The sequence below is a fragment of the Blastococcus capsensis genome, assembly GCF_030165005.1.
Classification (GTDB): domain Bacteria; phylum Actinomycetota; class Actinomycetes; order Mycobacteriales; family Geodermatophilaceae; genus Blastococcus; species Blastococcus capsensis.
Window position 1 is genome coordinate 1 of the sequence record NZ_JASNNW010000001.1, and the last position, 22,196, is coordinate 22,196.

22 protein-coding genes and 1 pseudogene are annotated in these 22,196 nt (G+C 73.2%); 19 read left to right on the forward strand and 4 right to left on the reverse strand.

The genetic code is table 11. The annotated features are described in order from the left end of the window. A pseudogene (locus tag QOZ86_RS00005) lies at positions 1-398 on the reverse strand (ISL3 family transposase); the annotation flags it as partial. A gap of 15 nt (positions 399-413) precedes the next feature. On the opposite strand from QOZ86_RS00005, the gene QOZ86_RS21075 reads away from it, so the two are divergent. The 7 genes from QOZ86_RS21075 to QOZ86_RS00035 all read left to right on the forward strand — a co-directional run bounded on the left by QOZ86_RS21075 (position 414) and on the right by QOZ86_RS00035 (position 6,260). Further along, complete coding sequence (locus QOZ86_RS21075) at positions 414-1,112, forward strand: endonuclease domain-containing protein (RefSeq protein ID WP_431521188.1); 699 nt, start codon at positions 414-416, stop codon at positions 1,110-1,112. Beyond that, positions 1,109-1,966, forward strand: a complete 858-nt coding sequence (gene prcB, locus QOZ86_RS00010; RefSeq protein WP_284489890.1) for a proteasome subunit beta — start codon at positions 1,109-1,111, stop codon at positions 1,964-1,966. The genes QOZ86_RS21075 and prcB overlap by 4 nt, the downstream gene beginning before the upstream one ends. A gap of 3 nt (positions 1,967-1,969) precedes the next feature. Next, complete coding sequence (gene prcA / locus QOZ86_RS00015) at positions 1,970-2,845, forward strand: proteasome subunit alpha (RefSeq protein ID WP_284489891.1); 876 nt, start codon at positions 1,970-1,972, stop codon at positions 2,843-2,845. A gap of 28 nt (positions 2,846-2,873) precedes the next feature. After that, complete coding sequence (locus tag QOZ86_RS00020; RefSeq protein ID WP_284489892.1) at positions 2,874-3,224, forward strand: hypothetical protein; 351 nt, start codon at positions 2,874-2,876, stop codon at positions 3,222-3,224. 197 nt (positions 3,225-3,421) lie between these two features. Next, positions 3,422-3,976, forward strand: a complete 555-nt coding sequence (locus QOZ86_RS00025) for a hypothetical protein (protein WP_284489893.1) — start codon at positions 3,422-3,424, stop codon at positions 3,974-3,976. Positions 3,977-4,079: 103 nt separating this feature from the next. Further along, the gene (pafA, locus tag QOZ86_RS00030; protein WP_284489894.1) at positions 4,080-5,438 is read left to right on the forward strand and encodes a Pup--protein ligase; all 1,359 of its coding nucleotides are present in this window, start codon (positions 4,080-4,082) and stop codon (positions 5,436-5,438) included. A gap of 72 nt (positions 5,439-5,510) precedes the next feature. Beyond that, a complete protein-coding gene (locus QOZ86_RS00035) occupies positions 5,511-6,260 on the forward strand; it encodes an SDR family oxidoreductase (protein WP_284489895.1) in 750 nt (249 codons plus the stop codon). A gap of 51 nt (positions 6,261-6,311) precedes the next feature. Here the strand turns inward: QOZ86_RS00035 and QOZ86_RS00040 are convergent, their stop codons facing one another. Continuing rightward, positions 6,312-7,472, reverse strand: coding sequence for a DUF3866 family protein (locus QOZ86_RS00040; RefSeq protein WP_284489896.1), 1,161 nt, complete (start codon positions 7,470-7,472; stop codon positions 6,312-6,314). Between the two features lie 76 nt (positions 7,473-7,548). Here QOZ86_RS00040 and QOZ86_RS00045 point away from each other — a divergent pair, with 76 nt between their 5' ends. The 7 genes from QOZ86_RS00045 to QOZ86_RS00075 all read left to right on the forward strand — a co-directional run bounded on the left by QOZ86_RS00045 (position 7,549) and on the right by QOZ86_RS00075 (position 14,796). Continuing rightward, a complete protein-coding gene (locus tag QOZ86_RS00045) occupies positions 7,549-8,526 on the forward strand; it encodes a helix-turn-helix transcriptional regulator (RefSeq protein WP_284489897.1) in 978 nt (325 codons plus the stop codon). Then, positions 8,523-9,506 carry a helix-turn-helix transcriptional regulator gene (locus tag QOZ86_RS00050; RefSeq protein WP_284489898.1) on the forward strand — a complete coding sequence of 328 codons (984 nt, stop codon included), beginning with the start codon at positions 8,523-8,525 and terminating at the stop codon, positions 9,504-9,506. Before QOZ86_RS00045 ends, QOZ86_RS00050 begins: the two co-directional genes overlap by 4 nt. Before the next feature lie 10 nt (positions 9,507-9,516). Continuing rightward, positions 9,517-9,723, forward strand: a complete 207-nt coding sequence (locus QOZ86_RS00055) for a hypothetical protein (RefSeq protein WP_284489899.1) — start codon at positions 9,517-9,519, stop codon at positions 9,721-9,723. Positions 9,724-9,832: 109 nt separating this feature from the next. Further along, entirely contained in the window at positions 9,833-10,156 is a 324-nt protein-coding gene (gene tatA, locus QOZ86_RS00060) for a Sec-independent protein translocase subunit TatA (protein ID WP_284489900.1), read from the forward strand. Between the two features lie 19 nt (positions 10,157-10,175). Then, entirely contained in the window at positions 10,176-11,090 is a 915-nt protein-coding gene (tatC, locus tag QOZ86_RS00065) for a twin-arginine translocase subunit TatC (RefSeq protein ID WP_284489901.1), read from the forward strand. A 93-nt stretch (positions 11,091-11,183) separates the two neighbouring features. Then, positions 11,184-14,018: a DEAD/DEAH box helicase gene (locus QOZ86_RS00070; RefSeq protein WP_284489902.1), complete on the forward strand. Its 2,835-nt coding sequence runs from the start codon at positions 11,184-11,186 to the stop codon at positions 14,016-14,018. 88 nt (positions 14,019-14,106) lie between these two features. Continuing rightward, positions 14,107-14,796, forward strand: coding sequence for a DUF4333 domain-containing protein (locus QOZ86_RS00075; RefSeq protein WP_284489903.1), 690 nt, complete (start codon positions 14,107-14,109; stop codon positions 14,794-14,796). Between the two features lie 6 nt (positions 14,797-14,802). Here QOZ86_RS00075 and QOZ86_RS00080 read toward each other — a convergent pair whose 3' ends face one another. After that, entirely contained in the window at positions 14,803-15,720 is a 918-nt protein-coding gene (locus tag QOZ86_RS00080) for a 5'-3' exonuclease (RefSeq protein ID WP_284490334.1), read from the reverse strand. Positions 15,721-15,858: 138 nt separating this feature from the next. Between QOZ86_RS00080 and QOZ86_RS00085 the strand changes: the two genes are divergently transcribed. Genes QOZ86_RS00085 through QOZ86_RS00095 form a run of 3 tightly spaced genes read left to right on the forward strand, consistent with a single transcriptional unit; the run spans position 15,859 to position 19,137 of the window. After that, on the forward strand, positions 15,859-17,013 hold the full coding sequence (locus tag QOZ86_RS00085; protein ID WP_284489904.1) for a M24 family metallopeptidase: 1,155 nt from the start codon (positions 15,859-15,861) through the stop codon (positions 17,011-17,013). Next, complete coding sequence (locus QOZ86_RS00090) at positions 16,988-17,461, forward strand: Lrp/AsnC family transcriptional regulator (protein WP_284489905.1); 474 nt, start codon at positions 16,988-16,990, stop codon at positions 17,459-17,461. Before QOZ86_RS00085 ends, QOZ86_RS00090 begins: the two co-directional genes overlap by 26 nt. A gap of 41 nt (positions 17,462-17,502) precedes the next feature. Continuing rightward, positions 17,503-19,137, forward strand: a complete 1,635-nt coding sequence (locus tag QOZ86_RS00095; RefSeq protein ID WP_284489906.1) for an Rv2578c family radical SAM protein — start codon at positions 17,503-17,505, stop codon at positions 19,135-19,137. Between the two features lie 7 nt (positions 19,138-19,144). Here QOZ86_RS00095 and QOZ86_RS00100 read toward each other — a convergent pair whose 3' ends face one another. After that, complete coding sequence (locus QOZ86_RS00100) at positions 19,145-19,990, reverse strand: hypothetical protein (RefSeq protein ID WP_284489907.1); 846 nt, start codon at positions 19,988-19,990, stop codon at positions 19,145-19,147. Positions 19,991-20,149: 159 nt separating this feature from the next. Here QOZ86_RS00100 and QOZ86_RS00105 point away from each other — a divergent pair, with 159 nt between their 5' ends. Next, on the forward strand, positions 20,150-21,325 hold the full coding sequence (locus QOZ86_RS00105) for a carboxylate-amine ligase (RefSeq protein WP_284489908.1): 1,176 nt from the start codon (positions 20,150-20,152) through the stop codon (positions 21,323-21,325). A gap of 9 nt (positions 21,326-21,334) precedes the next feature. After that, entirely contained in the window at positions 21,335-22,195 is an 861-nt protein-coding gene (locus QOZ86_RS00110) for a lysophospholipid acyltransferase family protein (RefSeq protein ID WP_284489909.1), read from the forward strand. The last annotated feature ends 1 nt before the right edge of the window (position 22,196 follow it).

The following is a 22,196-nucleotide window of genomic DNA, read 5'->3' on the forward strand; positions in this document are numbered from 1 at the left end:
CCGAGGCCCTCGGCGACCCGGGCGACGGTCAGGTGCTGGCAGACGATGCCTTCCAACGCCCACCGCAGACCTCGGCGGGACAGCTTCGCCCGCGGCTCGGCCGCCTTGCTGGTGTCTTGGCGCCACACGTGCCCACAACCCGAGCATCGGTAGCGGCGGACCGTGATCAGCAGCGTGGTGGGTCGCCAGCCCAGCGGTGCGTGGGCCAGCGACCGGGTCACGGTGTCCCGCGGCGCGCCTTCGCACCCGCAGCGACGGCACCACCGGTCGGGTTCGACGACCCGGCAGGCCAGGACCGCACGGTCAGGAGCCAGCCGCTGCCCGACGACCTCCAGACCCAGCTCATCCACGCCGGCGAACGTGGTCAGGTCAGGGCAGCCGAAGGTAGCGTCAGGCACGTCGAGGTCTTCCGGATGGGCAGTGTGAGAACTTCCATCCTCGGGAGGCCTCGACCTCTATCCCGGGACCGACGCGCCAGCCCTACCTACACCCTCAACTGCGAAGAGCCCCTATGTGGAGGTCAGAAGGAGCGCTTCGAACGAGGAAAAGTCTGTCGGCCCTGCCGGCCCTGGCTTCGATACGCCGCCTCGCTCCGTCAGTTCGGACTCACTCCGGCGGAGTATGTAGCGATCTTCAATGCGCAAGGAGGTCGTTGCTACGTATGTGGCGCGCCGCCGCAGAGGGTCCGCTTGTGTATCGATCACGATCATTCGATTCCGGAGACTCGAAGAGCTATTCGTGGCCTTCTGTGCGGTGAATGTAACTACAATAGGCTGCCGCGGTTTCAGGACAACGCGGTCATGCTGCGGAACGCAGCTAACTATCTGATCGACCCGCCGGCGCAGACGGTTCTTTCCGCCCTACCTTCTGGCTTGCCAGCGCCCCCGTCTCCAGAGGGTCTCGTGTTTTTCCCCGAGGTGACGGTGGCCGACGATCGCAGGCTCAGTGGCGAAGCTTCTCGCGTTGCCGGCCAGCACCACGGGGCCAGCCGGCCCGGGGAGCCGCCGGTAGGGTCGCAGCGACGTCCGGGGACGCGCGGCGAAGACTTGCGCGGACTCGGCCGAGAACAGCGGTCACGCCGGCGCAAGACGGCGGGAGAGGTGGATGGGTGAACGAGTCGTCAGCCGGCCGGAGCGGGTTCCCGCCCGCCTACCTGGACCGGGTGGGTTCCTCGTTCACGGACTTCCTGTCCACGGCCGCGCCGGACCTGCTGCCCGGCCGGCGGCCGGCGCCGCAGCTGCCCGTGGGTGACATCGCGCCGCACGGCACCACGATCGTCGCGGTCACCTACGACGGCGGCGTCCTCATGGGCGGTGACCGGCGGGCCACGATGGGCAACCTGATCTCCAGCCGCGACATCGAGAAGGTCTACCCGGCCGACTCCTACAGCGTCATCGGCATCGCCGGCGCCGCCGGCATCGCCATCGAGATGGTGAAGCTGTACCAGGTCGAGCTCGAGCACTACGAGAAGATCGAGGGGCTCACCATGTCCCTCGACGGCAAGGCCAACCGGCTGGCCCAGATGATCCGCGGCAACCTCGGCGCGGCGCTCCAGGGTCTCGCCGTCGTCCCGCTGTTCGCCGGCTTCGACCTCGACGCCGCGTCCGACACCGCCCCCGGGCGGATCTTCAGCTACGACGTCACCGGCGGGAACTACGAGGAGCGCGGCTACGCCGCCGTCGGCTCCGGCTCGCTGTTCGCGAAGAACTCGCTGAAGAAGACCTGGCGGTACGGACTCCCTGCCGACGAGGCCACCCGCACCGTCGTCGAGGCCCTCTACGACGCCGCCGACGACGACTCCGCCACCGGCGGCCCCGACCCGGTGCGCCGGCTGTACCCGATCGTCTACCGCGTCGACGCCGAGGGTGCCGTCCGGCTCACCGACGCCGAGGTGGCCGCCGTCGCCGACCAGATCGTCACCGAGCGCGCGGCCGCCGACCGGCAGAACACCGAGCGGGGGGCCTGAGCCATGACCATGCCGTACTACGCCTCCGCCGAGCAGGTCATGCGGGACCGCTCGGAGTACGCCCGCAAGGGCATCTCCCGCGGCCGCAGCGTCGCCGTCCTCACCTACGCCGACGGCGTCCTGCTCATCGCCGAGAACCCCAGCTCCACGCTGCACAAGATCGGCGAGATCTACGACCGGATCGGCTTCGCCGCCGTCGGCCGCTACAGCGAGTTCGAGAGCCTGCGCGTGGCCGGCGTGCGCCTGGCCGACGTCCGCGGCTACTCCTACAACCGCCGCGACGTCACCGGCCGGGTCATCGCCAACGCCTACGCGCAGACCCTGGGCGCCATCTTCACCGAGCAGATGAAGCCCTACGAGGTGGAGCTCTGCGTCGCCGAGGTGGGGGAGACCCCGGAGCAGGACCAGCTCTACCGGCTGACCTTCGACGGCTCCGTCGTCGACGAGCCCGACTTCGTCGTCATGGGTGGGCAGGCCGAATCCGTCACCTCCCACCTGCGGGAGAACTTCCACGCCGGCATGGGCCTGGCCGACGCGCTGAAGGTCGGGGTCGACGCGCTGTCGGCCGTCAGCCCCGCCACCAGCGGCGCCGGCAACGGCGGACCCGGCCGCCTGGACGCCCAGCAGCTCGAGGTCGCCGTCCTCGACCGGCGGCGGCCCAAGCGCGCCTTCCGCCGGATCGTCGGCGCCGCCCTGCACACCCTCCTGGGCGACGGCGAGACCGGTCCCGCCCCGTCGCCGGCGCACACGCACACCCCCAGCCACCCTGCGCCGGGGACCCCCGCCGGTCTCGGCGACCCGGCGGCCCCGGACACGGCCGGCGGCGCAGCCCACACCGGCGAGGCGCATCCGCAGACCGGGGACGATCCGGGCGACTGATCCGCGCTCGCGGGGTAGGGGTGCGGGCATGCCGAACTACGAGGTCAACGACGACGCCGTCGCCCATGCTCGCACGCTGATCGACGCCGGCACCTACGACGACCGGACGGAGTGGTCCGACGCCGCCCCCTCGGCCGACGACGGCAACACCGAGATCGAGAAGCACGGCTGGGACGGCTACGCCGCCTGGCACCTCGCCGTCGACCCGGAGGCGAACGAGGAGACCAAGAAGCGCTACCACTTCCCGTACGGCGACTTCTCGACGGTGAACCGGGCCGCGCTCATCCACGGCAAGCAACGGGCGTCCCAGAACGGGCACGACGAGATCGAGCAGGCGCTCGACGACCTGCTGCAGCGGCTCGACGACAAGCGCGCGTGACCGGCAGTAGAGCGGGTCGGCGGTCCGACTTCCGCGGCACCGCGGTCGACCGGTCCGCGCGCTGCCGCACTGTGCGACACCTCCGGCGTCCCGTCGGACGTTGCGATGGCATGACGATCAGGGCAGCCCGAGGTGGTACCGGGCCGACCGGGTAGGTCCGTCGCGACCTCATCGCGCCCCCGCCGAACGGAGAAACCATGGCCTCCTCAGAAACGCATGCGGATACGCACGGCCTCCACCGCAGCGCCCGTGCGACGAAGTACTCGCCGAACCTGACGGTGGACCAGCTACTGACCCGGGGCGTGGCCGCCGGTCTCACCGGCGGCCAGGTGTTCATCGTCGCCAACATGTACTTCGCGTTCAGCCAGGGCGCTCCGCCCGTCGCACCTTTCCTGGCGATCTCCACGATCTTCCGGTTCTCCGACATGCCGATGATGGGCCCACCGGAGGTCATCATCGGCCTGGTCACCCATCTGACGCTGTCCATCCTCTTCGGCATCATCTTCGCGCTGATCGCGCCGCTGCTGCGCAGCGCGCTGGCTTTGATCGCGGGCGGGCTCGTCTACGGCCTGCTGCTCTACGTCGTCAACTTCCAGGTGTTCGGGCGGCTCCTGTTCCCGTGGTTCACCAACCCGCAGGGCCCGAACCAGATCCTGGAGCTGATCCTCCACCCGCTGGCCTTCGGGTTGTTCCTGGTGCCCTTCTTCCTGGCCGTCGCGTGGCCGCGCCCCGGCACCCGGACCCGCGACTGAGCACGTGCCGAGGAGCCGTCGGCGGAGCGGACCCGGGCGCAGGGAACACCGGTTTCCGCGCGGAAGACAGCTCCCCGTCGCTCCCGGCGCCTAGTCTCGGGGCGTGGACCGACGGATCTTCGGGATCGAGACCGAGTACGGCGTCACGTGCACCTTCAAGGGGCAGCGCCGGCTGTCGCCGGACGAGGTCGCCCGGTACCTGTTCCGGCGCGTGGTGTCCTGGGGGCGGAGCTCCAACGTCTTCCTGCGCAACGGCTCCCGGCTCTACCTCGACGTGGGCAGCCACCCCGAGTACGCCACCGCCGAGTGCGACGACCTCACCGAGCTGGTCGTCCACGACAAGGCGGGCGAGCGCATCCTCGAAGGCCTGCTGGTCGACGCCGAGCAGCGGCTGGCCGAAGAGGGCGTCACCGGCGACATCTACCTGTTCAAGAACAACACCGACTCGGCCGGCAACAGCTACGGCTGCCACGAGAACTACCTCGTGGGCCGGCACGGCGAGTTCGGCCGGCTGGCCGACGTGCTGATCCCGTTCCTGGTGAGCCGGCAGATCGTGGTCGGCGCCGGCAAGGTGCTGCAGACGCCGCGCGGCGCGCTCTACTGCGTCAGCCAGCGCGCCGAGCACATCTGGGAGGGCGTCTCCAGCGCCACCACCCGGTCCCGCCCGATCATCAATACCCGGGACGAGCCGCACGCCGACGCCGAGCGCTACCGGCGGCTGCACGTCATCGTCGGCGACTCGAACATGAGCGAGACGACGACGCTGCTCAAGGTCACGATGACCGACCTGGTGCTGCGGATGATCGAGGCCGGCGTGCCGATCAAGGACATGACGCTGGAGAACCCGATCCGGGCCATCCGGGAGATCAGCCACGACATCACCGGCCGCCGCAAGGTCCGGCTGTCCAGCGGCCGCGAGATGTCGGCCCTGGAGATCCAGTCCGAGTACCACAGCCGGGCGATGGAGTTCGTCGACCGTGAGGGCTGCACGCCCGTGCACCGGCAGATGCTCGAGCTGTGGGGCCGGGTGCTCAAGGCCGTCGACAGCGAGGACCTGAGCCTCATCGACCGCGAGATCGACTGGGCCATCAAGTACAGCCTGCTCGAGCGGTACCGCGCCAAGCGCGAGCTGCCGCTGAGCTCTCCGCGCATCGCCCAGATGGACCTCGCCTACCACGACATCAGCCGCACCCGGGGGCTGTACTACCTGCTCGAGCGCAGCGGCCACGTCGAGCGGGTCACCCACGAGCCGCAGGTGTTCGAGGCGAAGAACGTGCCGCCGCAGACCACCCGCGCCAAGCTGCGCGGCGAGTTCATCCGCAAAGCCCAGGAGAAGCGCCGTGACTTCACCGTCGACTGGGTGCACCTCAAGCTCAACGACCAGGCCCAGCGCACCGTCCTCTGCAAGGACCCGTTCAAGTCCGTCGACGAACGCGTGGAGAAGCTCATCGCGAGCATGTGATCGACGAGCCGTCCGACACACCAGTGCCCGGCTGGTCGCAAGCCCCGCAGGTCGCCGCGGCATGATGTGGGCGTGGGAGCCCGCACCGTGCTCGTGACCGGGGTGAGCCGCCGTGCAGGCATCGGCTTCGCCATCGCCCGACGTCTACTCGCCGACGGCCACCGCATTGTCGTCCACTCGTGGTCGGCGCACGACGCCGAGCAGCCGTGGGGCTCCGACGACCTGGCGGCCGTCCTGGCGGAACTCGGGGACCCACCGCACGTCGCGTCCGACCTGGCCGACTCCCTGGCTCCTGCCCGGGTCGTCCGCGAGGCGCGGTCGCTCGCCGGTCCGCTCGACGCGCTCGTCGCCAACCACGCCCGGAGCAGCTCCGGGGGGCTGGCGGAGGTCACCGCCGCCGAGCTCGACCGGTCCTTCGCCGTCAACACCCGCGCGACGGTCCTGCTCGTCCAGGCCTTCGCAGCCCAACACCGCGGCGCGACAGGCGAGGGGGCCGTCGTGCTCATGACCTCCGGTCAGCACCGTGGCGCGATGCCGGGCGAGCTGGCCTACGTCCTCAGCAAGGGAGCGGTCCAGCAGGTCACCGCCACGCTCGCCGCCGAGCTGGCCGGTCAGGGCATCGGGGTGGTGTGCGTCAACCCCGGACCGGTCGACACCGGCTACGCCGACGACGCCACCCGCGCGGCCGTCGCGGCGCGTTTCCCGACCGGTCGGTGGACGGCACCCCATGACACGGCCGACATCGTTGCCTGGCTCACCGGTCCGGCCGCCATGGCACTGACGGGGACGACCATCGACGCTGAGCACGGCTTCCGCCGGTGACCGCGGACGGCTGCCGCGACGCGTAGGCCTGCGGGCCCCACTCGGCTCGATTCACGTACCGGTGCCGTCCCCGGCTTCCACGTGCACGCCGGCCTCGTCCTCCGCGCCCGGCAGGGGTACCTGGAGGGCGGCGTAGCGGCCGGCCGCCGCGGCGGCCAGGAAGTACGCCCGCTCCTCGGGGTACCCGCGGCCCATGGTGCGCAGCGGTACGGGGGACAGCCCCAGGGCGGTGTCCAGCCCGTCGGTGTCCACCCAGACCACGACGTTGCGCTCCGGCTGGCCCGCCAGGTCCTCGTCCACCTGGCCACCCAGCTCCGAGGAGAGACCGCGCGGCGCGACCAGCGTGACGCCGCCGAGCGCCACCCGGCCGAACGCGGTCAGCGAGTGGTGCGAGACGCCACGGTGGCGGGGGCGCGGATCGGCGTCGGAGATGCGCAGCGCGCCCACGGCCAGGCCGCCGAGCACGCTCACGGCATTGCACGCCTCGCCCGCCGCGACGCCGGAGAAGCCCCACGGCGTCCCGGTGCCCAGATTGCCCGGGCCCTGGGTGACGATCGCCAGATCGGCGTTCAGCACGTGCCTGGCCGCCAGCAGACCGGTGTGCAGCGTGACCGCCTCGAGGTCGCCGCCGAACGCCTGCCCGACGGTGACCACCCCGGCCAGCGAGTTCTTCAGCGTGCCCACCGTGCGGGAGAACGCCGCGGGCAGTGCGCCGCCGTCGGTCATCACGTAGGCCACCCGCAGGTCGGGGTCGGTGGCCAGCATGCCGATGAGCACCGCCGGCAGCGCCGAGTGAAGGTCGGCCACGACGACGGGCATGCCGGCCAGGTCGGCGGCGGCGGCGATCGCCGCGTGGTGCTCGGTGTCCTGCTCGTCGACGCCCTGCACGGTCACCTGCAGCGGCGTGTACCGCGCCTTGACCAGGTGCCCGGGGGTCTCCGGGTCCGGCGGCAACCGGTCGGGGACGGCGACGACGAGCGCGTAGCCGCCGGTGCCGAGGTTCTGCGCCAGCGCCGTCGTGTTGAGCAGCACGTCGTCGCCGACCTCGGGAACGCCGACCAGCGACGGGTAGGCGAGCGCCTGCAGCTCGCCGTCGCCGGGCACCTCGACGCTCAGCTCGAGGGCGTCGCGCCACGAACGGCCGGTGGCGCTGACCCGCCCGCGGCGCCACCGGATGCGCGAGGTGGGCACGGATCCGGCTGCGCTGCTCATACCGGCAGGCTAGCGAGCGGACCGGGAGGCGGCCGGGCGACGACGGCCGACCCGGAGGCTGACTAGCCTGAGGGGCATGGCGGCCAAGCGGGCGGAACGACTGGTCAACCTGGTCATCGCGCTGCTCAGCACCCGGCAGTTCGTCACGGCCGCGCGGATCCGGGCCACCGTGCCCGGCTACGAGGCCGACGACGGCACCGCCCGCGCCGACGAGGCGTTCAAGCGCATGTTCGAGCGGGACAAGGCCGAGCTCCGCGAGATGGGCGTGCCGCTGGAGACCGGCCGCACCAGCGTCTTCGACACCGAGGACGGCTACCGCATCGCCCGCGCCGACTACGAGCTGCCCGAGATCCATCTCACCGGCGAGGAAGCCGCGGCGGTGGGCCTGGCACTGCGACTGTGGGAGTCCGCGCAGCTGGCTGGCGCCGCCCAGAGCGCGCTGGTGAAGCTCCGGGCCGCCGGCGTCGACGTCGACACCTCCCGCACCCTCCCGATCCAGCCGCGGCTGGACCGGGGAGAGGCCGCGTTCGAGCCCTGCTACGCCGCTGCCCGCGACCGTCGCCGGCTGCAGTTCGACTACCGCCGTCCCGACGAGGACACCGCCGTCCGCCGGGACGTGCAGCCGTGGGGCGTCGTCGCCTGGCACGGCCGCTGGTACCTGGTGGGGCACGACCGCGACCGGCAGGCCCCGCGGGTGTTCCGGCTCGGCCGCGTCGTCGGCACCCCGAAGGCCGTCGGGCCGGCCGGGGCGTTCGAACCTCCCGCCGACCTGGACCTCACCGCGGTCGTCGCCGGTCAGGCCGGGGGAGAGGAGCAGCTGGTCGTGGTGCGGGTGCGGCCGGGCACCGCCGTGGGCCTCCGGCGGCACGCCACCTCGTTGGGCCCGGCCGGCGACGGCGACGACCGGCTGCAGCTGCGCACCACCGAGCCGTGGGCGCTGGCCGACCAGCTGGCCGCCTACGGGGCCGACGTGGTGGTGGAGGCGCCCACCGGGATGCGGGACGCGGTCATCGCCCGGCTGACCCGCCTGGCCGCGATGGGGGTCCCCGCATGACCAGCTCGGGTACCACCGACCGGATGACCCGGCTGCTCGCCCTGGTCCCGTACCTGTCCGCCCGCGTGGAGGGGGTGGCCGTGGCCGAGGCGGCCCGCGACTTCGGCGTGACCGAGCGCCAGCTCCGCAGCGACCTGGAGCTGCTGTGGATGTGCGGGTTGCCCGGCTACGGCCCCGGCGACCTCATCGACGTCGCCTTCGAGGGCGACCGGGTGCGGGTCACCTTCAGTGCCGGCATGGTCAGGCCGCTGCGGCTGACCACCGACGAGGCGGTGGCGCTGGTGGTCGCGCTGCGCACGCTGCTCGAGCTGCCAGGGCTGGCGGAGCGGGACGCGGTCAGCCGGGCCCTGGCCAAGGTGTCGGCGGCGGCCGGCGAGGCGGCCGACCGGGTCACCCCCGTCGCCGTGAGCGTCGACGCCCGCGAGGAGACCCTCGCCGAGGTCCGGACCGCGCTGGAGGACGGCCGTGCCCTCCACCTCCACTACTACGTGCCCACCCGGGACGAGCGCACCGAGCGCACCGTCGATCCGATGCGGCTGCTGCTGGTCGACGGCCGGTGGTACCTCGAGGCCTGGTGCCGCCGGGCGGAGGGCGTCCGGCTGTTCCGCCTGGACCGGGTCGACGACGTCGTCGCGCTCGACGAGCCCGCGGCCCCACCGCCCCAGGCCACCGGCCGCAACGTCGACAACGGCGTCTACCAGCCCGGCCCCGACGCACCCCAAGTCCGGCTCCGCCTGGCCCGCAGCGCCCGCTGGGTGGCCGACTACTACCCCGTGGAGGACGTCGCCCCGGTCGACGAGCCGCCCGGCGGCCTGGCGGTCACCGTGCGCACCGCCGACCTGGCCTGGGCGCGCCGGCTGGTCGCGACCCTCGGCGGGAACGCCGTCGTCGAGGAGCCGGCCGAGATCGGCGCCCAGGTGGCCGCCGAGGCCCGGGCCGCGCTGGCCCGGTACGGGATCGCGCCCGGCACGGACGGCTAGGGTTTCCGCCGTGGTGTTCTGGATCGTGCTCGCCGTGGTCGTCGTCCTGGCACTGGTGACCCTCGGGGTCGTCGCGTACGGCGTGCTGGGGGCCTTCGGCCGGCTCGACCGAGAGCTGGCGGCGGCCGAGCGGGACATCGCGCCCGTGCGCGCGGAGATCCAGCAGTCCGCCGAGCGCGCCGCGCAGGTCCGGAACGAGCGGGCGACCGCCGGCTGACCGCGGTCGGGCCCGTCACCGCCCGCCCGCGGACATCCGCCGGCACCCCGGGAACGAACGCTCCCCGGCGTAGCATCGCCGGAGCCACCCGACTTCTGGAGGACGTGCCATGGGACTCGGCCCGCTCGAGATCGGCCTGATCATCCTGGCCATCCTGCTGCTCTTCGGCTACAAGAAGCTGCCCGACGCCTCGCGCTCGCTGGGGCGCTCGCTGCGCATCTTCAAGGGCGAGATGAAGGGCATGAAGGACGACGACGTCCGTACCCGGGACGCCGCCACCACCACCCCGGTCCGCGGTGAGATCGCTCCCGCGTCGGCTCCGTCGGACGAGCTGAACACGCGCCTGCAGGACGAGGCCCGGGCCGCCGAGCTCCGGGCCGCGGAGCTGCGGGCCCGCGCCGAGCAGGCGCGCACGGCCGACGGCCCCCGCTGACCTCCCGGGAGTTCGAGCGGTGAGCGGGGCGACCCGCGGCGCACCCCGCCGGCGGCGCCCTCCCCGGGACGCCGAGGCCACCATGACGCTGATCGCGCACCTCACCGAGCTGCGCAACCGGATCGCCAAGGCGCTGCTCGCGCTGGTGGTGGCCACGGCGGTCTGCTTCTGGTGGTACGAGCACGGCCTCGGCGAGTTCATCCGCGCCCCGTACTGCGGGCTGCCGGAGGACCTGCGGTTCGCCAGCGGCGACGAGCTCGAGTGCGGGCTACTGATCACCGACGTCCTGGGCGGGGTGTTCATCCGCCTCAAGGTCGCCTTCCTCGCCGGGGCGGTGCTCTCCGCACCCTTCTGGCTCTACCAGCTGTGGGCGTTCGTCACGCCGGGGCTGAAGAAGAACGAGAAGGGCTACGGCATCGCCTTTGTGGCGGTCTCCTCGACGCTGTTCGCCCTGGGTGCGGCGCTGGCCTACATCTCGCTGTCCGCCGGCCTCGAGCTGCTGCTCGGGCTGGCCGGCAGCGGCACGGTGATCGCGTTGACCGCGCAGGACTACATCGGTTTCGCGATCTCGCTGCTGATCGCGTTCGGGGTCAGCTTCGAGGTTCCGCTGGTCGCCGTCGCGCTCAACCTGGTCGGGGTCCTGAGCTACGACGTGCTCCGGAGGAGCCGTCGGTGGATCTTCTTCCTCACCATCGTCTTCGCCGCGTTCGTCACGCCCACCCAGGACCCGTTCACCATGCTCGTGATGGCCGGGCCGATGATCGTGCTGTTCGAGCTCGCCATCCAGGTGGCCCGCTTCGTAGACCGGCGGCGTGCCCGGCGGGACGCCCTGGCGCACTTCCACGACCTCGGCGACGACGAGGCCTCGCCGCTCGACGCCCACCCCTCGGCCCTCGACGCGCCCGTCGACTCCTCGCCGTCCCCACGCAGCTGAGCCGACCAGTGGCCGCCGAGCGCCGATGATCAACCGGAGGTGAGGGCCGGCGCTCGCCCGGTCGGTGTCCCCGCCAGCGCCTAACGTGGGGGCATGTCCAGCCCCGCAGAGCAGTACGCCGCTGCCCGCAGGCGGACCTCCCACCCGACGCTGGGCGACTTCACCGCCGGGCTCGGCTTCTCCCTGGACCCCTTCCAGGTGGAGGCCTGCGAGACGCTGGAGGAGGGCTCGGGGGTCCTGGTCTGCGCGCCCACCGGTGCCGGCAAGACGGTGGTGGGCGAGTTCGCCGTGCACAAGGCTCTCGCCGAGGGGCGCAAGGCGTTCTACACGACGCCGATCAAGGCGCTGTCCAACCAGAAGTACAACGACCTGGTCGAGCGGTACGGCGCCGACCGGGTGGGGCTGCTCACCGGGGACAACGCGGTCAACGGCGACGCCCCCGTGGTCGTGATGACCACCGAGGTGCTGCGCAACATGCTCTACGCCGAGTCCCCGGCGCTGCACGGTCTCGGCTACGTCGTCATGGACGAGGTCCACTACCTCGCCGACCGCTTCCGCGGTGCGGTGTGGGAGGAGGTGATCATCCACCTGCCGCCGTCGGTCACGCTGATCTCGCTCTCGGCGACGGTGAGCAACGCCGAGGAGTTCGCCGACTGGCTGGTCACCGTCCGCGGCGACACGGAGGTCGTGGTCAGCGAGGTCCGGCCGATCCCGCTGTGGCAGCACATGCTCGTCGGCAACCGGGTGTTCGACCTGTTCTCGCTGCGCCCCGCCGCGCATGCCGCGGAGCAGGGGAACAGCCCCCGGCCGCTGTCCACGCGGGAGCGCGGCGCCTCCGTCGTCGACCCGGAGCTGGTCCGGTACGTGCGCGAGCACGAGCGCCGGATCGACAGCTGGGGCGGCTCCGGCCGCCGGGAGAGCCACCACCGGCCCCGGTACCGTCCGCCGGCCCGCTCCGACGTCATCGAGCGGCTCGACCGCGCGGGCCTCCTGCCGGCCATCACGTTCGTGTTCAGCCGCAACGGCTGCGACGCGGCCGTGCACCAGTGCCTGATGAGCGGGCTGCGGCTCACCGACGAGGTCGAGCGGGCGGAGATCGCCGCCATCATCGACGAGCGCACCGGCTCGCTGCCTGAGGAGGACCTGCACGTCCTCGGCTTCTGGGAGTGGCGCGAGGGCCTGCTCGCCGGTCTCGCCGCCCACCACGCCGGGCTGGTGCCGGCGTTCAAGGAGACCGTCGAGGAGTGCTTCGTGCGGGGCCTGGTCAAGGCCGTCTTCGCCACCGAGACCCTCGCGCTGGGCATCAACATGCCGGCCCGCACCGTGGTCCTCGAGCGGCTGGTGAAGTGGAACGGCGAGGCGCACGTCGACGTCACGCCGGGGGAGTACACCCAGCTCACCGGGCGGGCCGGTCGCCGGGGCATCGACGTCGAGGGCCACGCGGTGGTCATCTGGGCGCCGAGCATGGACCCCTCGGTGGTCGCCGGGCTGGCCAGCACCCGCACGTACCCGCTGAAGTCCTCCTTCCGGCCCAGCTACAACATGGCGGTCAACCTGGTGGGCTCGTTCGGCCGCGCCCGCGCCCGGGAACTGCTGGCCAGCTCCTTCGCCCAGTTCCAGGCCGACCGGTCGGTGGTGGGCCTGGCCCGGGCCGCGGCCCGGCACGAGCGGGACGCCGCGCAGTTCGCCGCGGAAATGCGTTCGGACCGGGGCGACGTCGGTGCCTACGCCCAGCTGCGCCGCGAGATCGCCGACCGCGAGAAGGAGCTGTCCCGCGACTCCCAGGCCAAGCGTCGAGCGGAGGCCGCCGACGCGCTGGCCGCGCTGCGCCCGGGAGACGTCATCCGGGTGCCGTCGGGGCGGCGCCAGGGGCTCGCCGTCGTCCTGGACCCGGGGATCACCGACCTCGCCGATCCGCGGCCGCTGGTGCTCACCGAGGACAAGTGGGCCGGGCGGCTGGGCTCGGTGGACTTCCCCGGCCCGGTGACGGCGCTGGCCCGGGTGCGCGTGCCCAAGAACTTCAACCACCGCAGCCCGCACGCCCGGCGCGACCTCGCCTCGACCCTGCGCAACGCGCGCGTCGAGCACGACCTGGGTGCCCGGCGGACCAGGCACCGCTCGGCCGCCGCCGACGACCCGGTGCTCGCCGACCTCCGGCAGGCGCTGCGCAACCACCCGGTGCACCAGCTGCCCGACCGCGAGGAGCGGGTGCGGGTGGCCGAGCGCTGGCTGCGGGCGGTGCGCGAGGCGGAGTCGCTGCAGCGCACCATGGCCGAGCGCACCGGCTCGCTCACCCGGCAGTTCGACCGCACCTGCGACGTGCTGGAGGAGCTGGGCTACCTGGTGCCGGAGGCAGCGCCTCTGGTGCCCGCCGACACCGCGGTCCTCGGTGCCGCCGATGACGTTCCGGTGGTGACCGACGACGGCCGCCGGCTGGCGCGGATCTGGTCGGAGTCGGACCTGCTGGTCGCCGAGTGCCTGCGGGCCGGGGTGTGGCGCGGGCTGACCCCGGCGGAGCTGGCGGCCGCGGTGTCGACGCTGGTCTTCGAGGCCCGCCGGGACACCCCCGGCCTGCCCGCGGTACCGGCCGGCGCGGTGGCCGACGTCATCGGGCGGATGCGCGGCATCCGCTCGCGGCTGCAGGACGTCGAGCTCCACCTCGGCGTACCGGCCAGCCGCGACCTCGACCTGGGCTTCGCCTGGGCGGCCTACCGCTGGGCCGACGGGCAGAACCTCGACCGGGTGCTCGCCGGTGCCGAGCAGGCCGGCACGGAGCTCTCCGGCGGCGACTTCGTCCGCTGGACCCGGCAGCTGCTCGACCTGCTCGACCAGCTCGGGAAGGTCGCCGACGACGCGGTCGCGCGCACCGCCCGGAGCACCGTCGAGCGGATGCGGCGAGGAGTGGTCGCCGTCGCGGTCGGCGGTTGACCGGCGGGGCGCCGCGCGTGGCCAGGGCGGTCGGTGCGACAGAATGCCGGCACGTCCCGACGGGGCGTCAGGCACCTCGGGAGCGACGATGACGAACCCGCCGCACGGCGACGCCGAACCCGACGGGTCGCCGGTGCCGGGGCCGGGCGGCCGGCCGCCGGGGGCCGGGCAGCCGCCGGCGGGGTCGCCCCCGTACGGCGCGCCCGCCTGGGGCCAGCACCCCTGGCCGCAGCCCGGCGCCGCTCCGGGTGGGCCGCCGTTCGGCGCCACCCAGCCCTACGGGCAGCTCCCGGCGGACTTCGGACCGCGGGGACAGCTCCCGCTGCCCCCGCGGGGGCAGCAGTACGGGCAGCGGCAGCAGTACGGGCAGCCGCCGGCCGGCTTCGGCCCGCCGGTTCCGCCGGGTGGTGCGCCGTACGGCGTCCCCGGCTACGGCGCTCCTGGCCACGGAGGTCCCTGGCAGGCGCCGGCGCGGCGGCGGATCCGAGCGAGCCTGTTCGCCGCCCTGACCGCCCTCGCCGTCCTGATCGGCATCGCGGTGCTCGCCCTGTCCACCGGCCCCACCGTGCTGTCCCGGGCCGCGGTCGAGCAGGACGTCGCGGCGCAGTTCGAGCGGCGCGAGGGCGTGGCCGTCGATCTCCAGTGCGCGCAGGAGATGGCGGTGGAGGAAGGGTCGACCTACGAGTGCACCGGCGTCACGGCCGACGACGAGCAGGTCACCCTCCAGATCGAGATCACCGACGAGGACGGCGCCCACTACACCTGGACCGAGCCCTGAGGACGCTCAGCCCACGACGTCCTCGCGCCAGCCGAGGGCGGCGCCGAGCCGGCTGAGCGAGGATTGCAGCCCGTGCGCCCGGGCCAGCGCGGCGAGGGCGCCGGCGTCGGCAGGGGAGCGGGGGAGGGGGCCCTCGACCGGGGGCAGATCGATGTCCCTGGCCACGGCCACCACGACCGGAGCCGCGTCGAGGTAGCCCGCCGCGGCGTGCAGCTTCTTCAGGACGGCCGCGGTGAGCGGCGGCTTCGGCACGACGGTCCGCGCGACCGCCGCCCGGATGCCGGCCAGGTCGCCGAACTCGTCGATCAGCGCTGCGGCGGTCTTGGCCCCGACCCCGGCCACGCCGGGCAGCCCGTCGCTGGGGTCCCCGCGCAGCACGGCGAAGTCGGCGTAGGCCCGCCCCGGGATGCCGTACTTGGCGGTGACCGTGGCCTCGTCGACGAACTCCAGGTCGGCGATGCCGCGGGCGGTGTAGAGCACCCGCACGGCCCGGGCGTCGTCCACCAGCTGGAAGAGGTCCCGGTCCCCGGTGACGACGTCGACCGGTCCGCGCGCCCGGGTGGCCAGCGTCCCGATCACGTCGTCGGCCTCGTAGCCGGGGGCGCCGACCCGGGCCAGGCCGGCCGCGGCCAGCACCTCGACGAGGATCGGTACCTGAGGGCCGAGCTCCTCGGGGGTCTCCTCCCCGCCGTCGGCAGCCAGCCGGTGCGCCTTGTACGACGGCAGCGCCTCGACGCGGAAGGCCGGCCGCCAGTCGTCGTCCCAGCAGGCGACGAGGTGGTCGGGGCCGTGCGCCGTCACCAGGCGGGCGGTCATGTCCAGGAAGCCCCGGACGGCGTTGATCGGCCGCCCGTCGGGGGTGGTGACGCTCGTGGGCACCCCGTAGAACGCGCGGAAGTACAGCGACGCGGCGTCCAGCAGCATGGTGGTCACGAGCGCTGCCCGCGCACGCTCGCCCGTCCCGTGCTCCTGCCTGACCTCGCCCGCTCGCTCACGATGGCGGACGGTAGCGGTCTGGCAACGATTGCGGGCAACGGCGGTCCCCGTCGCTACTCTGCGCTGGTGGGAAACGCGACAGCTCCGCACGGATCCGACCCGCTCGTGACCATCGACCGGGTGCACGCCGCCCGGTCGGTCGCCGCGGAGCTGGGGGTGGACCTGCTCGTGCTCACCCCCGGCGCCGATCTGCGCTACCTGTGCGGGTACGACGCCCACGCGATGGAACGCCTCACCGCGCTGGCCGTGCCGCGCAGCGGGGAGCCGTTCCTGGTGGTGCCGCGGCTGGAGGCGCCGATGGTCGACGCCGGCCCGGCCGGCGCGCTGGGGCTGGAGCTGCTGGCCTGGGACGAGACCGACGACGCGTTCGCGGTGCTCGCCGGTGCCGCCACGGCACGGCTCGGCACCGCACCCGCGCGGGTCGCCGTCGGCTCGCGCACCTGGGCCGAGCACGCCCTGGGCGTGCACCGGGCGCTCCCCGGCTCGGCCCTGGAGCTGGCCGCACCCGTCGTCGACCGGCTGCGCATGGTGAAGACGCCCGCCGAGATCGAGGAGCTGGCCCTGGCCGGCGCCGCGATCGACCGGGTGCACGCGCGGATGGGGGAGTGGCTGACCGTCGGCCGCACGGAGGCCGAGATCGGGGCGGACATCGCCGCGGCGATCCGTGCCGAGGGGCACGTCGGCGTCGACTTCACCATCGTCGGGTCGGGGCCGAACGGAGCCAGCCCGCACCACGAGCTCTCCGACCGCAGGGTGCAGGCCGGCGAGCTCGTCGTCGTCGACATCGGTGGGGAGACGGCGACCGGCTACCGGTCGGACTGCACCCGCACCTACGTCGTCGGCGGCAGCGCGTCCGCCGAGGTCGCCGAGTGGTACGGCGTCCTGCACGCCGCGCAGCAGGCCGCGACGGCGGCCGTGCGGCCGGGCGTGACCGCCGAGCAGATCGACGCCGCCGCGCGCGAGGTGATCAGCGACGCCGGGTGGGGCGAGTACTTCATCCACCGCACCGGCCACGGCATCGGTCTGGACACCCACGAGGCGCCCTACATCGTGGCCGGCAACGCCCTGCCACTGGAGCCGGGCATGGCGTTCTCCGTGGAGCCCGGCATCTACCTGCCCGGCCGCCACGGCGCCCGCATCGAGGACATCGTCGTCTGCACCGACGACGGGGTCCGCGTCCTGAACAACGGTCCCCGTGAGCTCGTCGAACTCCCCGGCTGAGGCCGGCGGCGTCGCTGTTGACGTCGACCGTGCGCTGATGGCGGCCCTGGCCCGCGACGGGCGGGCGAGCTACACCGAGCTCGCCGAACGGGTCGGGCTGTCGGTGTCGGCGGTGCACCAGCGGGTCCGCCGGCTCGAGCAGCGCGGGCTGATCACCGGCTACCGGGCGACCCTGGACGCCAGGCAGCTGGGTCTGCCACTGACGGCCTTCGTGTCGATCACCCCGTCCGATGCGCAGACCGACGACGCGCCGGCCCTGCTGGCGCACCTCGACGCAATCGAGGAGTGCCACGCGGTCGCCGGGGTGGAGAGCTACATCCTCAAAGTGCGGGTGGCCTCGCCCGACGCCCTGGAGGCGCTGCTCAAGGAGATCCGGTCCGCGGCGAACGTGACGACCCGGACGACGGTCGTCCTCTCCACGCCGTACGAGGCCCGCCCGCCGATCTGATCCGCTGGACATCCGTTCGAACGCATGTTCGGATAGGTGCCATGCGGTGGGAGGCCCAGCGGATCGATGTCGAGGACACCTCGGCGCTGCCGGGCATGTCGTCTGTCCGCGGTCTGCTGCGCAGCGTGCAGGTGCCGGAGTTCCCGGGGCTGACCTTCCACGAGGTGCGGGCGCGCAGCGCCCTCAACAAGGTGCCCGGCGATTCGGCCATGCCGTTCCCGTACACGATCAATCCGTACCGGGGATGCAGCCATGCCTGTACCTACTGCGTCTCGGGCGATACCCAGGTCCTCATGGCCGACGGAAGCCAGCGGCCGATCGCGGATCTGCGGGTCGGCGACCACATCGTCGGCACGGAGGAGCGTGGCCGATACCGCTACTACGTCATGACAGAAGTGCTCGATCACTGGTCCACGGTGAAGCCCGCATATCAGGTCGACCTCGCGGATGGGACGGAGATCGTCGCGAGTGCGGACCACCGATTCCTCACCGGTCGAGGGTGGAAGCACGTGACCGGGGCGATGCGCGGTCCTGATCAGCGCCCACATCTCACGACGAACGACAGCCTGCTGGGGTTCGGCCGCACAGTCGCAACGCTCGAGGTGTCTGCGGACCATCGGCGGGGCCATCTGACGGGCATGGTCCGAGGAGACGCACTTCGTGTCCTGTCGGTCGAGGCATTGGGGCTTGACCTGCCGATGTACGACATCACCACCGGAACCGGGGACTTCGTCGCCAACGGCGTCATCAGTCACAACTGCTTCGCTCGCCGGACGCACGAATGGCTCGAGTTCGACTCCGGCCGCGACTTCGACACCCAGATCGTGGTGAAGACGAATCTCGTCGACGTCCTGCGCAAGGAGCTCGCCCGGCCGTCGTGGCGGCGCGAGCACGTGGCCCTGGGCACGAACACCGACCCGTACCAGCGCGCGGAGGGGCGGTACCGGCTGATGCCCGGCGTCATCCGGGCCCTCGCCGACTCCGGCACCCCGTTCTCGATCCTGACCAAGGGCACGCTGCTGCGCCGTGACGTGCCGCTGCTGGCGGAAGCCTCACGGCGGGTGCCGATCGGGCTCGGCATCTCCATGGCGATCTGGGAGGACGCACTGCACGCGGATCTGGAGCCCGGTGTGCCCACGCCGCGGGCCCGGCTGGACCTCGTCCGCACGCTGGCCGACGCCGGCCTGCCGTGCGGCGTCTTCCTCGCCCCGGTCCTGCCCGGGCTCACCGACGACGAGGCGAGCCTGGATGCGGCCATCCGCGCCATCGCGGCCGCCGGCGCGGCCGGGGTCACCGTCATCCCGCTGCACCTGCGCCCGGGTGCACGGGAGTGGTTCATGGCCTGGCTGGCCGGCGCCCATCCCGAGCTGGTGCCGCGCTACGAGCGGCTGTACGCCCGCCGGCCGTACGTGCCGACGGAGTACCGCAGCTGGCTGTCCCGGCGGGTGGCCCCGCTGCTGGCGCGGCACTGTCTGGACCGCCGCTCCGGGGGCGCCGCGCGGCGGGTCGACGAGCCGGTCGCCACCGGGGTGCCCGGCGACGAGGAGGTCGGGTTCCCCGACGGCAGCCTCCCTACGGGTGCTCTGCCCGGCGTCCAGGCGCCCGACCCGTCCTGGCGGTCGGTCGGGACCGTGCACGAGGACGCCGGCGGACCGGAGCAGCTGAGACTGCTGTGAGAGCCGGTCAGCCGGCCTCACGGGCGGCCCTGGCCGTGGCGCGGTTCGCCCGGACCACGCCACGCGCGGCCACCGGCGGGGCGCCCGCGGCGAGCGCCAGCCTGCGGTAGGAGTCGTAGGAGAGCGTCCGGTAGGCGGCGGCCAGCTCCTCGACGGCGTCCCGGCGGGACGGCGGGGCCGTCGCCCGCAGGTCCCGCACGGTGTTCCGCACGTGCTTGGTGAACGTGGCCTGCAGTGCCTGGTTGGAGAGTCGTCCACCGATCCGGGACTCCAGGCCCGGACCGCGGCGCAGCGCCGGCAGCACCCAGGGGCTGGCCGCCAGCGCGGGATACCGTCCACGAGCCGTCTCCCACGCGTGCCAGGCGATGTTGGCGCCGGGCACCGCCCAGTCGCCGTCGTCGGTGGAGACCAGCAGCCGGCGCGCCGTGGCCCGCACCTGGTCCCGGCGCAGCGAACGGAACATCCCCACCGGAGCGGGCCATCCCAGCGCGAGGGCGCACCAGGCCGTGGAGCGGAGGTGCTCGGGGTCGTCTCCGCGCAGCTGGGTGAGCGGCCGCAGGTCGAGCGCCGGCGGATCCGGCTCCGGCGTGGCAGGGAGGGGCAGCGCGAGGCCGCCGTAGCGGGCGACCTTGCTGTACAGCGCCACGGTCGCCGGCTTCCAGCCGCGGGCGCCGGCGATGACGTCCAGGCCCACCCCGGCCAGGTCGTCCGGACCGAGTCCCAGCTCCAGGGACGCATCGGCCAAGCGCCGCCACTGCACCTCGTAGCCGGGAGGCGCGGAGAGCCGCGCCCAAGCGCGGACCGGTGGGACCGACGGCATGGCGGGCAGCGGCTGCTGCCAGGCGCGTGGCATGCCGTCAATCTACCGTTATCCCCAACAATAATTCAATTCAAAATTGTCGGCACCTGCCGTTGACGACCACCAGCGCCCTCCGAGCGCCGAAGCACCAACACAGGAGGCCGAGCGAGAACAGCGCTGCACGACGCCCCGGCGACCCGGATGATGGGTCCGATGCGAACCATGGGCGTCGAGGAAGAACTGCTGGTCGTCGATGCCGACGGTGTGCCCGTACCCGAGGGCCCCGAGGCGCTGGCCGTCGCTGCACGGCGCGGTGAGGGGGAGGACGTCGAACAGCACGACCGCGCGGACCGAGGAGAGGCCGTCGCTGCCCCGGAGACGGCCCACCTGGCGCCCGAGCTCAAAGCGCAGCAGGTCGAGCTGGGGACGCCGGTCTGCGCGACGCTCGCCGAGGTGGAGAGCCAGCTGCGCCACTGGCGACAGCGCGCCGACGCCGCCGCGGTGGCCGTCGGAGCACGGATCGCGGCGCTGGCCACCTCTCCGGTCGCCGTCGAGCCGGTTCCGACCGAGGGGGAGCGCTACGGGCGGCTGATGGACGCCTTCGGCCAGACCGCCCGCGACGGGCTCACCTGCGGGTGCCACGTGCACGTCTCGGTCGCCGACGACGAGGAAGGCGTGGCCGTTCTCAACCGCATCCGGATATGGCTGCCGGTGCTCACCGCGATGACCGCCAACTCCCCGTTCTGGCAGGGGCAGGACACCGCCTACGCCAGCTTCCGGTCGCAGGTGTGGCAGCGGTGGCCCTCGGCCGGCCCCACCGGGCCCTTCGCCGCCGCGGCGGACTACCACCGGCTCGTCGACGCCATGCTGCAGACCGGGACGGTCCTGGACGCCGGCATGGTCTACTTCGACGCCCGGCTCTCGGCACGCTGGCCGACCGTGGAGGTGCGTTCGGCCGACGTCGCCCTCCGGGTCGAGGACGCCGTGACGCTGGCCGGCCTGGTGCGGGGGCTGGTCGAGACGGCCGCCCGGGATGCGGGCGGCGGGGGAGCGGTGCCGGAGATGCGACCGGAGCTCCTGCGCCTGGCCGCCTGGCGGGCCGGGCGCTCCGGCCTGTCCGGAGAGCTCGTCCACCCGCGCACCGGCCGCCCGGCCGCGGCCGCCGACGTCCTCACCGACCTCCTCGACCACGTCCGCCCCGCACTCGCCGACGCCGGCGACGAGCAGCGCGTCTCCGACGGGGTGGCGGCCCTGCTCTCCCGGGGCACCGGCGCCGACCTCCAGCACCGTGTGCACCAGGAGACCGGCGACCTCACCGCTGTCGTCCGGGCCGCGGTCGCCGCCACCGCGGGAGGGGACCCTCGGGCGACCGTCGGGGCCAGCCGCTAGATTCCGCGCATGTACACCGCGAGCTGGCGTGACGTCGTCCGTCCCGGGCTGTTCGGTGCCGCACCCGACCCACGGGACAAGCCCTACCGGTTCGTCATCCGGATCGCGCTGGTCGTCTTCCGGCTGCTGCGCTTCCGGTTCGACGTCCGCGGCGCCGAGCACGTCCCCGCGACCGGCGGCGCGATCATCTGCAGCAACCACGTCAGCTTCTTCGACTTCACCTTCCTCGGCCTGGGTGCGCTGCCGCAGCACCGTCTGGTGCGGTTCATGGCGAAGTCGGCGGTGTTCGACCACGGGTTCGCCGGCCCGTTCATGCGGGCCATGAACCACATCCCGGTCGACCGGAAGGCCGGTTCCGCCGCCTTCGAGACCGCCGTGCGCGCGCTCAAGGACGGCGAGATCGTCGGGATCTTCCCCGAGGCGACGATCAGCACCAGCTTCACGGTGAAGGGGCTCAAGGCCGGCGCGGCCCGCATGGCCATCGACTCCGGCGTGCCGATCATCCCCGCCGCCGTGTGGGGCGGGCACCGGGTGGCCACGAAGAACCACAAGGTGGAACTGCGTCGCGGCGTCCCCGTGACGGTGATCCTGGGTGAGCCGATCGTCGCCGAGCCCGGTGTGCAGATCCCGGCCCTCCTGGGGCGCGTGCGCACGGCCATGGAGGCGCTGCTGGACGAGGCGCAGCGCACCTACCCCGACCAGCCGGCCGGCGACGACGACCGGTGGTGGCAACCGGCCCACCTCGGCGGCACCGCCCCCACCCCGTCCGAGGCGGCCGCCGCCGACTCGGTGCGCGCCGCCGGGCGGGAGACGCGGGCCACCAAGCGGACGCTCGGCCGGCGGATCAGCGGCCTGCTGCGGCGCCGCTGAA

What these genes read in the sequence shown, in the direction of transcription:
- QOZ86_RS00095 (WP_284489906.1), top strand. Translation starts at nt 17,503, where the DNA reads ATGCGGTGGGAGGCCCAGCGGATCGATGTCGAGGACACCTCGGCGCTG.
- QOZ86_RS21075 (WP_431521188.1), top strand. Translation starts at nt 414, where the DNA reads ATGGGCAGTGTGAGAACTTCCATCCTCGGGAGGCCTCGACCTCTATCC.
- QOZ86_RS00105 (WP_284489908.1), top strand. Translation starts at nt 20,150, where the DNA reads ATGCGAACCATGGGCGTCGAGGAAGAACTGCTGGTCGTCGATGCCGAC.
- QOZ86_RS00050 (WP_284489898.1), top strand. Translation starts at nt 8,523, where the DNA reads ATGACCAGCTCGGGTACCACCGACCGGATGACCCGGCTGCTCGCCCTG.
- prcA (WP_284489891.1), top strand. Translation starts at nt 1,970, where the DNA reads ATGACCATGCCGTACTACGCCTCCGCCGAGCAGGTCATGCGGGACCGC.
- QOZ86_RS00025 (WP_284489893.1), top strand. Translation starts at nt 3,422, where the DNA reads ATGGCCTCCTCAGAAACGCATGCGGATACGCACGGCCTCCACCGCAGC.
- QOZ86_RS00020 (WP_284489892.1), top strand. Translation starts at nt 2,874, where the DNA reads ATGCCGAACTACGAGGTCAACGACGACGCCGTCGCCCATGCTCGCACG.
- QOZ86_RS00070 (WP_284489902.1), top strand. Translation starts at nt 11,184, where the DNA reads ATGTCCAGCCCCGCAGAGCAGTACGCCGCTGCCCGCAGGCGGACCTCC.
- QOZ86_RS00040 (WP_284489896.1), bottom strand. Translation starts at nt 7,472, where the DNA reads ATGAGCAGCGCAGCCGGATCCGTGCCCACCTCGCGCATCCGGTGGCGC.
- QOZ86_RS00075 (WP_284489903.1), top strand. Translation starts at nt 14,107, where the DNA reads ATGACGAACCCGCCGCACGGCGACGCCGAACCCGACGGGTCGCCGGTG.
- QOZ86_RS00045 (WP_284489897.1), top strand. Translation starts at nt 7,549, where the DNA reads ATGGCGGCCAAGCGGGCGGAACGACTGGTCAACCTGGTCATCGCGCTG.
- QOZ86_RS00110 (WP_284489909.1), top strand. Translation starts at nt 21,335, where the DNA reads ATGTACACCGCGAGCTGGCGTGACGTCGTCCGTCCCGGGCTGTTCGGT.
- tatA (WP_284489900.1), top strand. Translation starts at nt 9,833, where the DNA reads ATGGGACTCGGCCCGCTCGAGATCGGCCTGATCATCCTGGCCATCCTG.
- QOZ86_RS00080 (WP_284490334.1), bottom strand. Translation starts at nt 15,720, where the DNA reads ATGCTGCTGGACGCCGCGTCGCTGTACTTCCGCGCGTTCTACGGGGTG.
- QOZ86_RS00100 (WP_284489907.1), bottom strand. Translation starts at nt 19,990, where the DNA reads ATGCCACGCGCCTGGCAGCAGCCGCTGCCCGCCATGCCGTCGGTCCCA.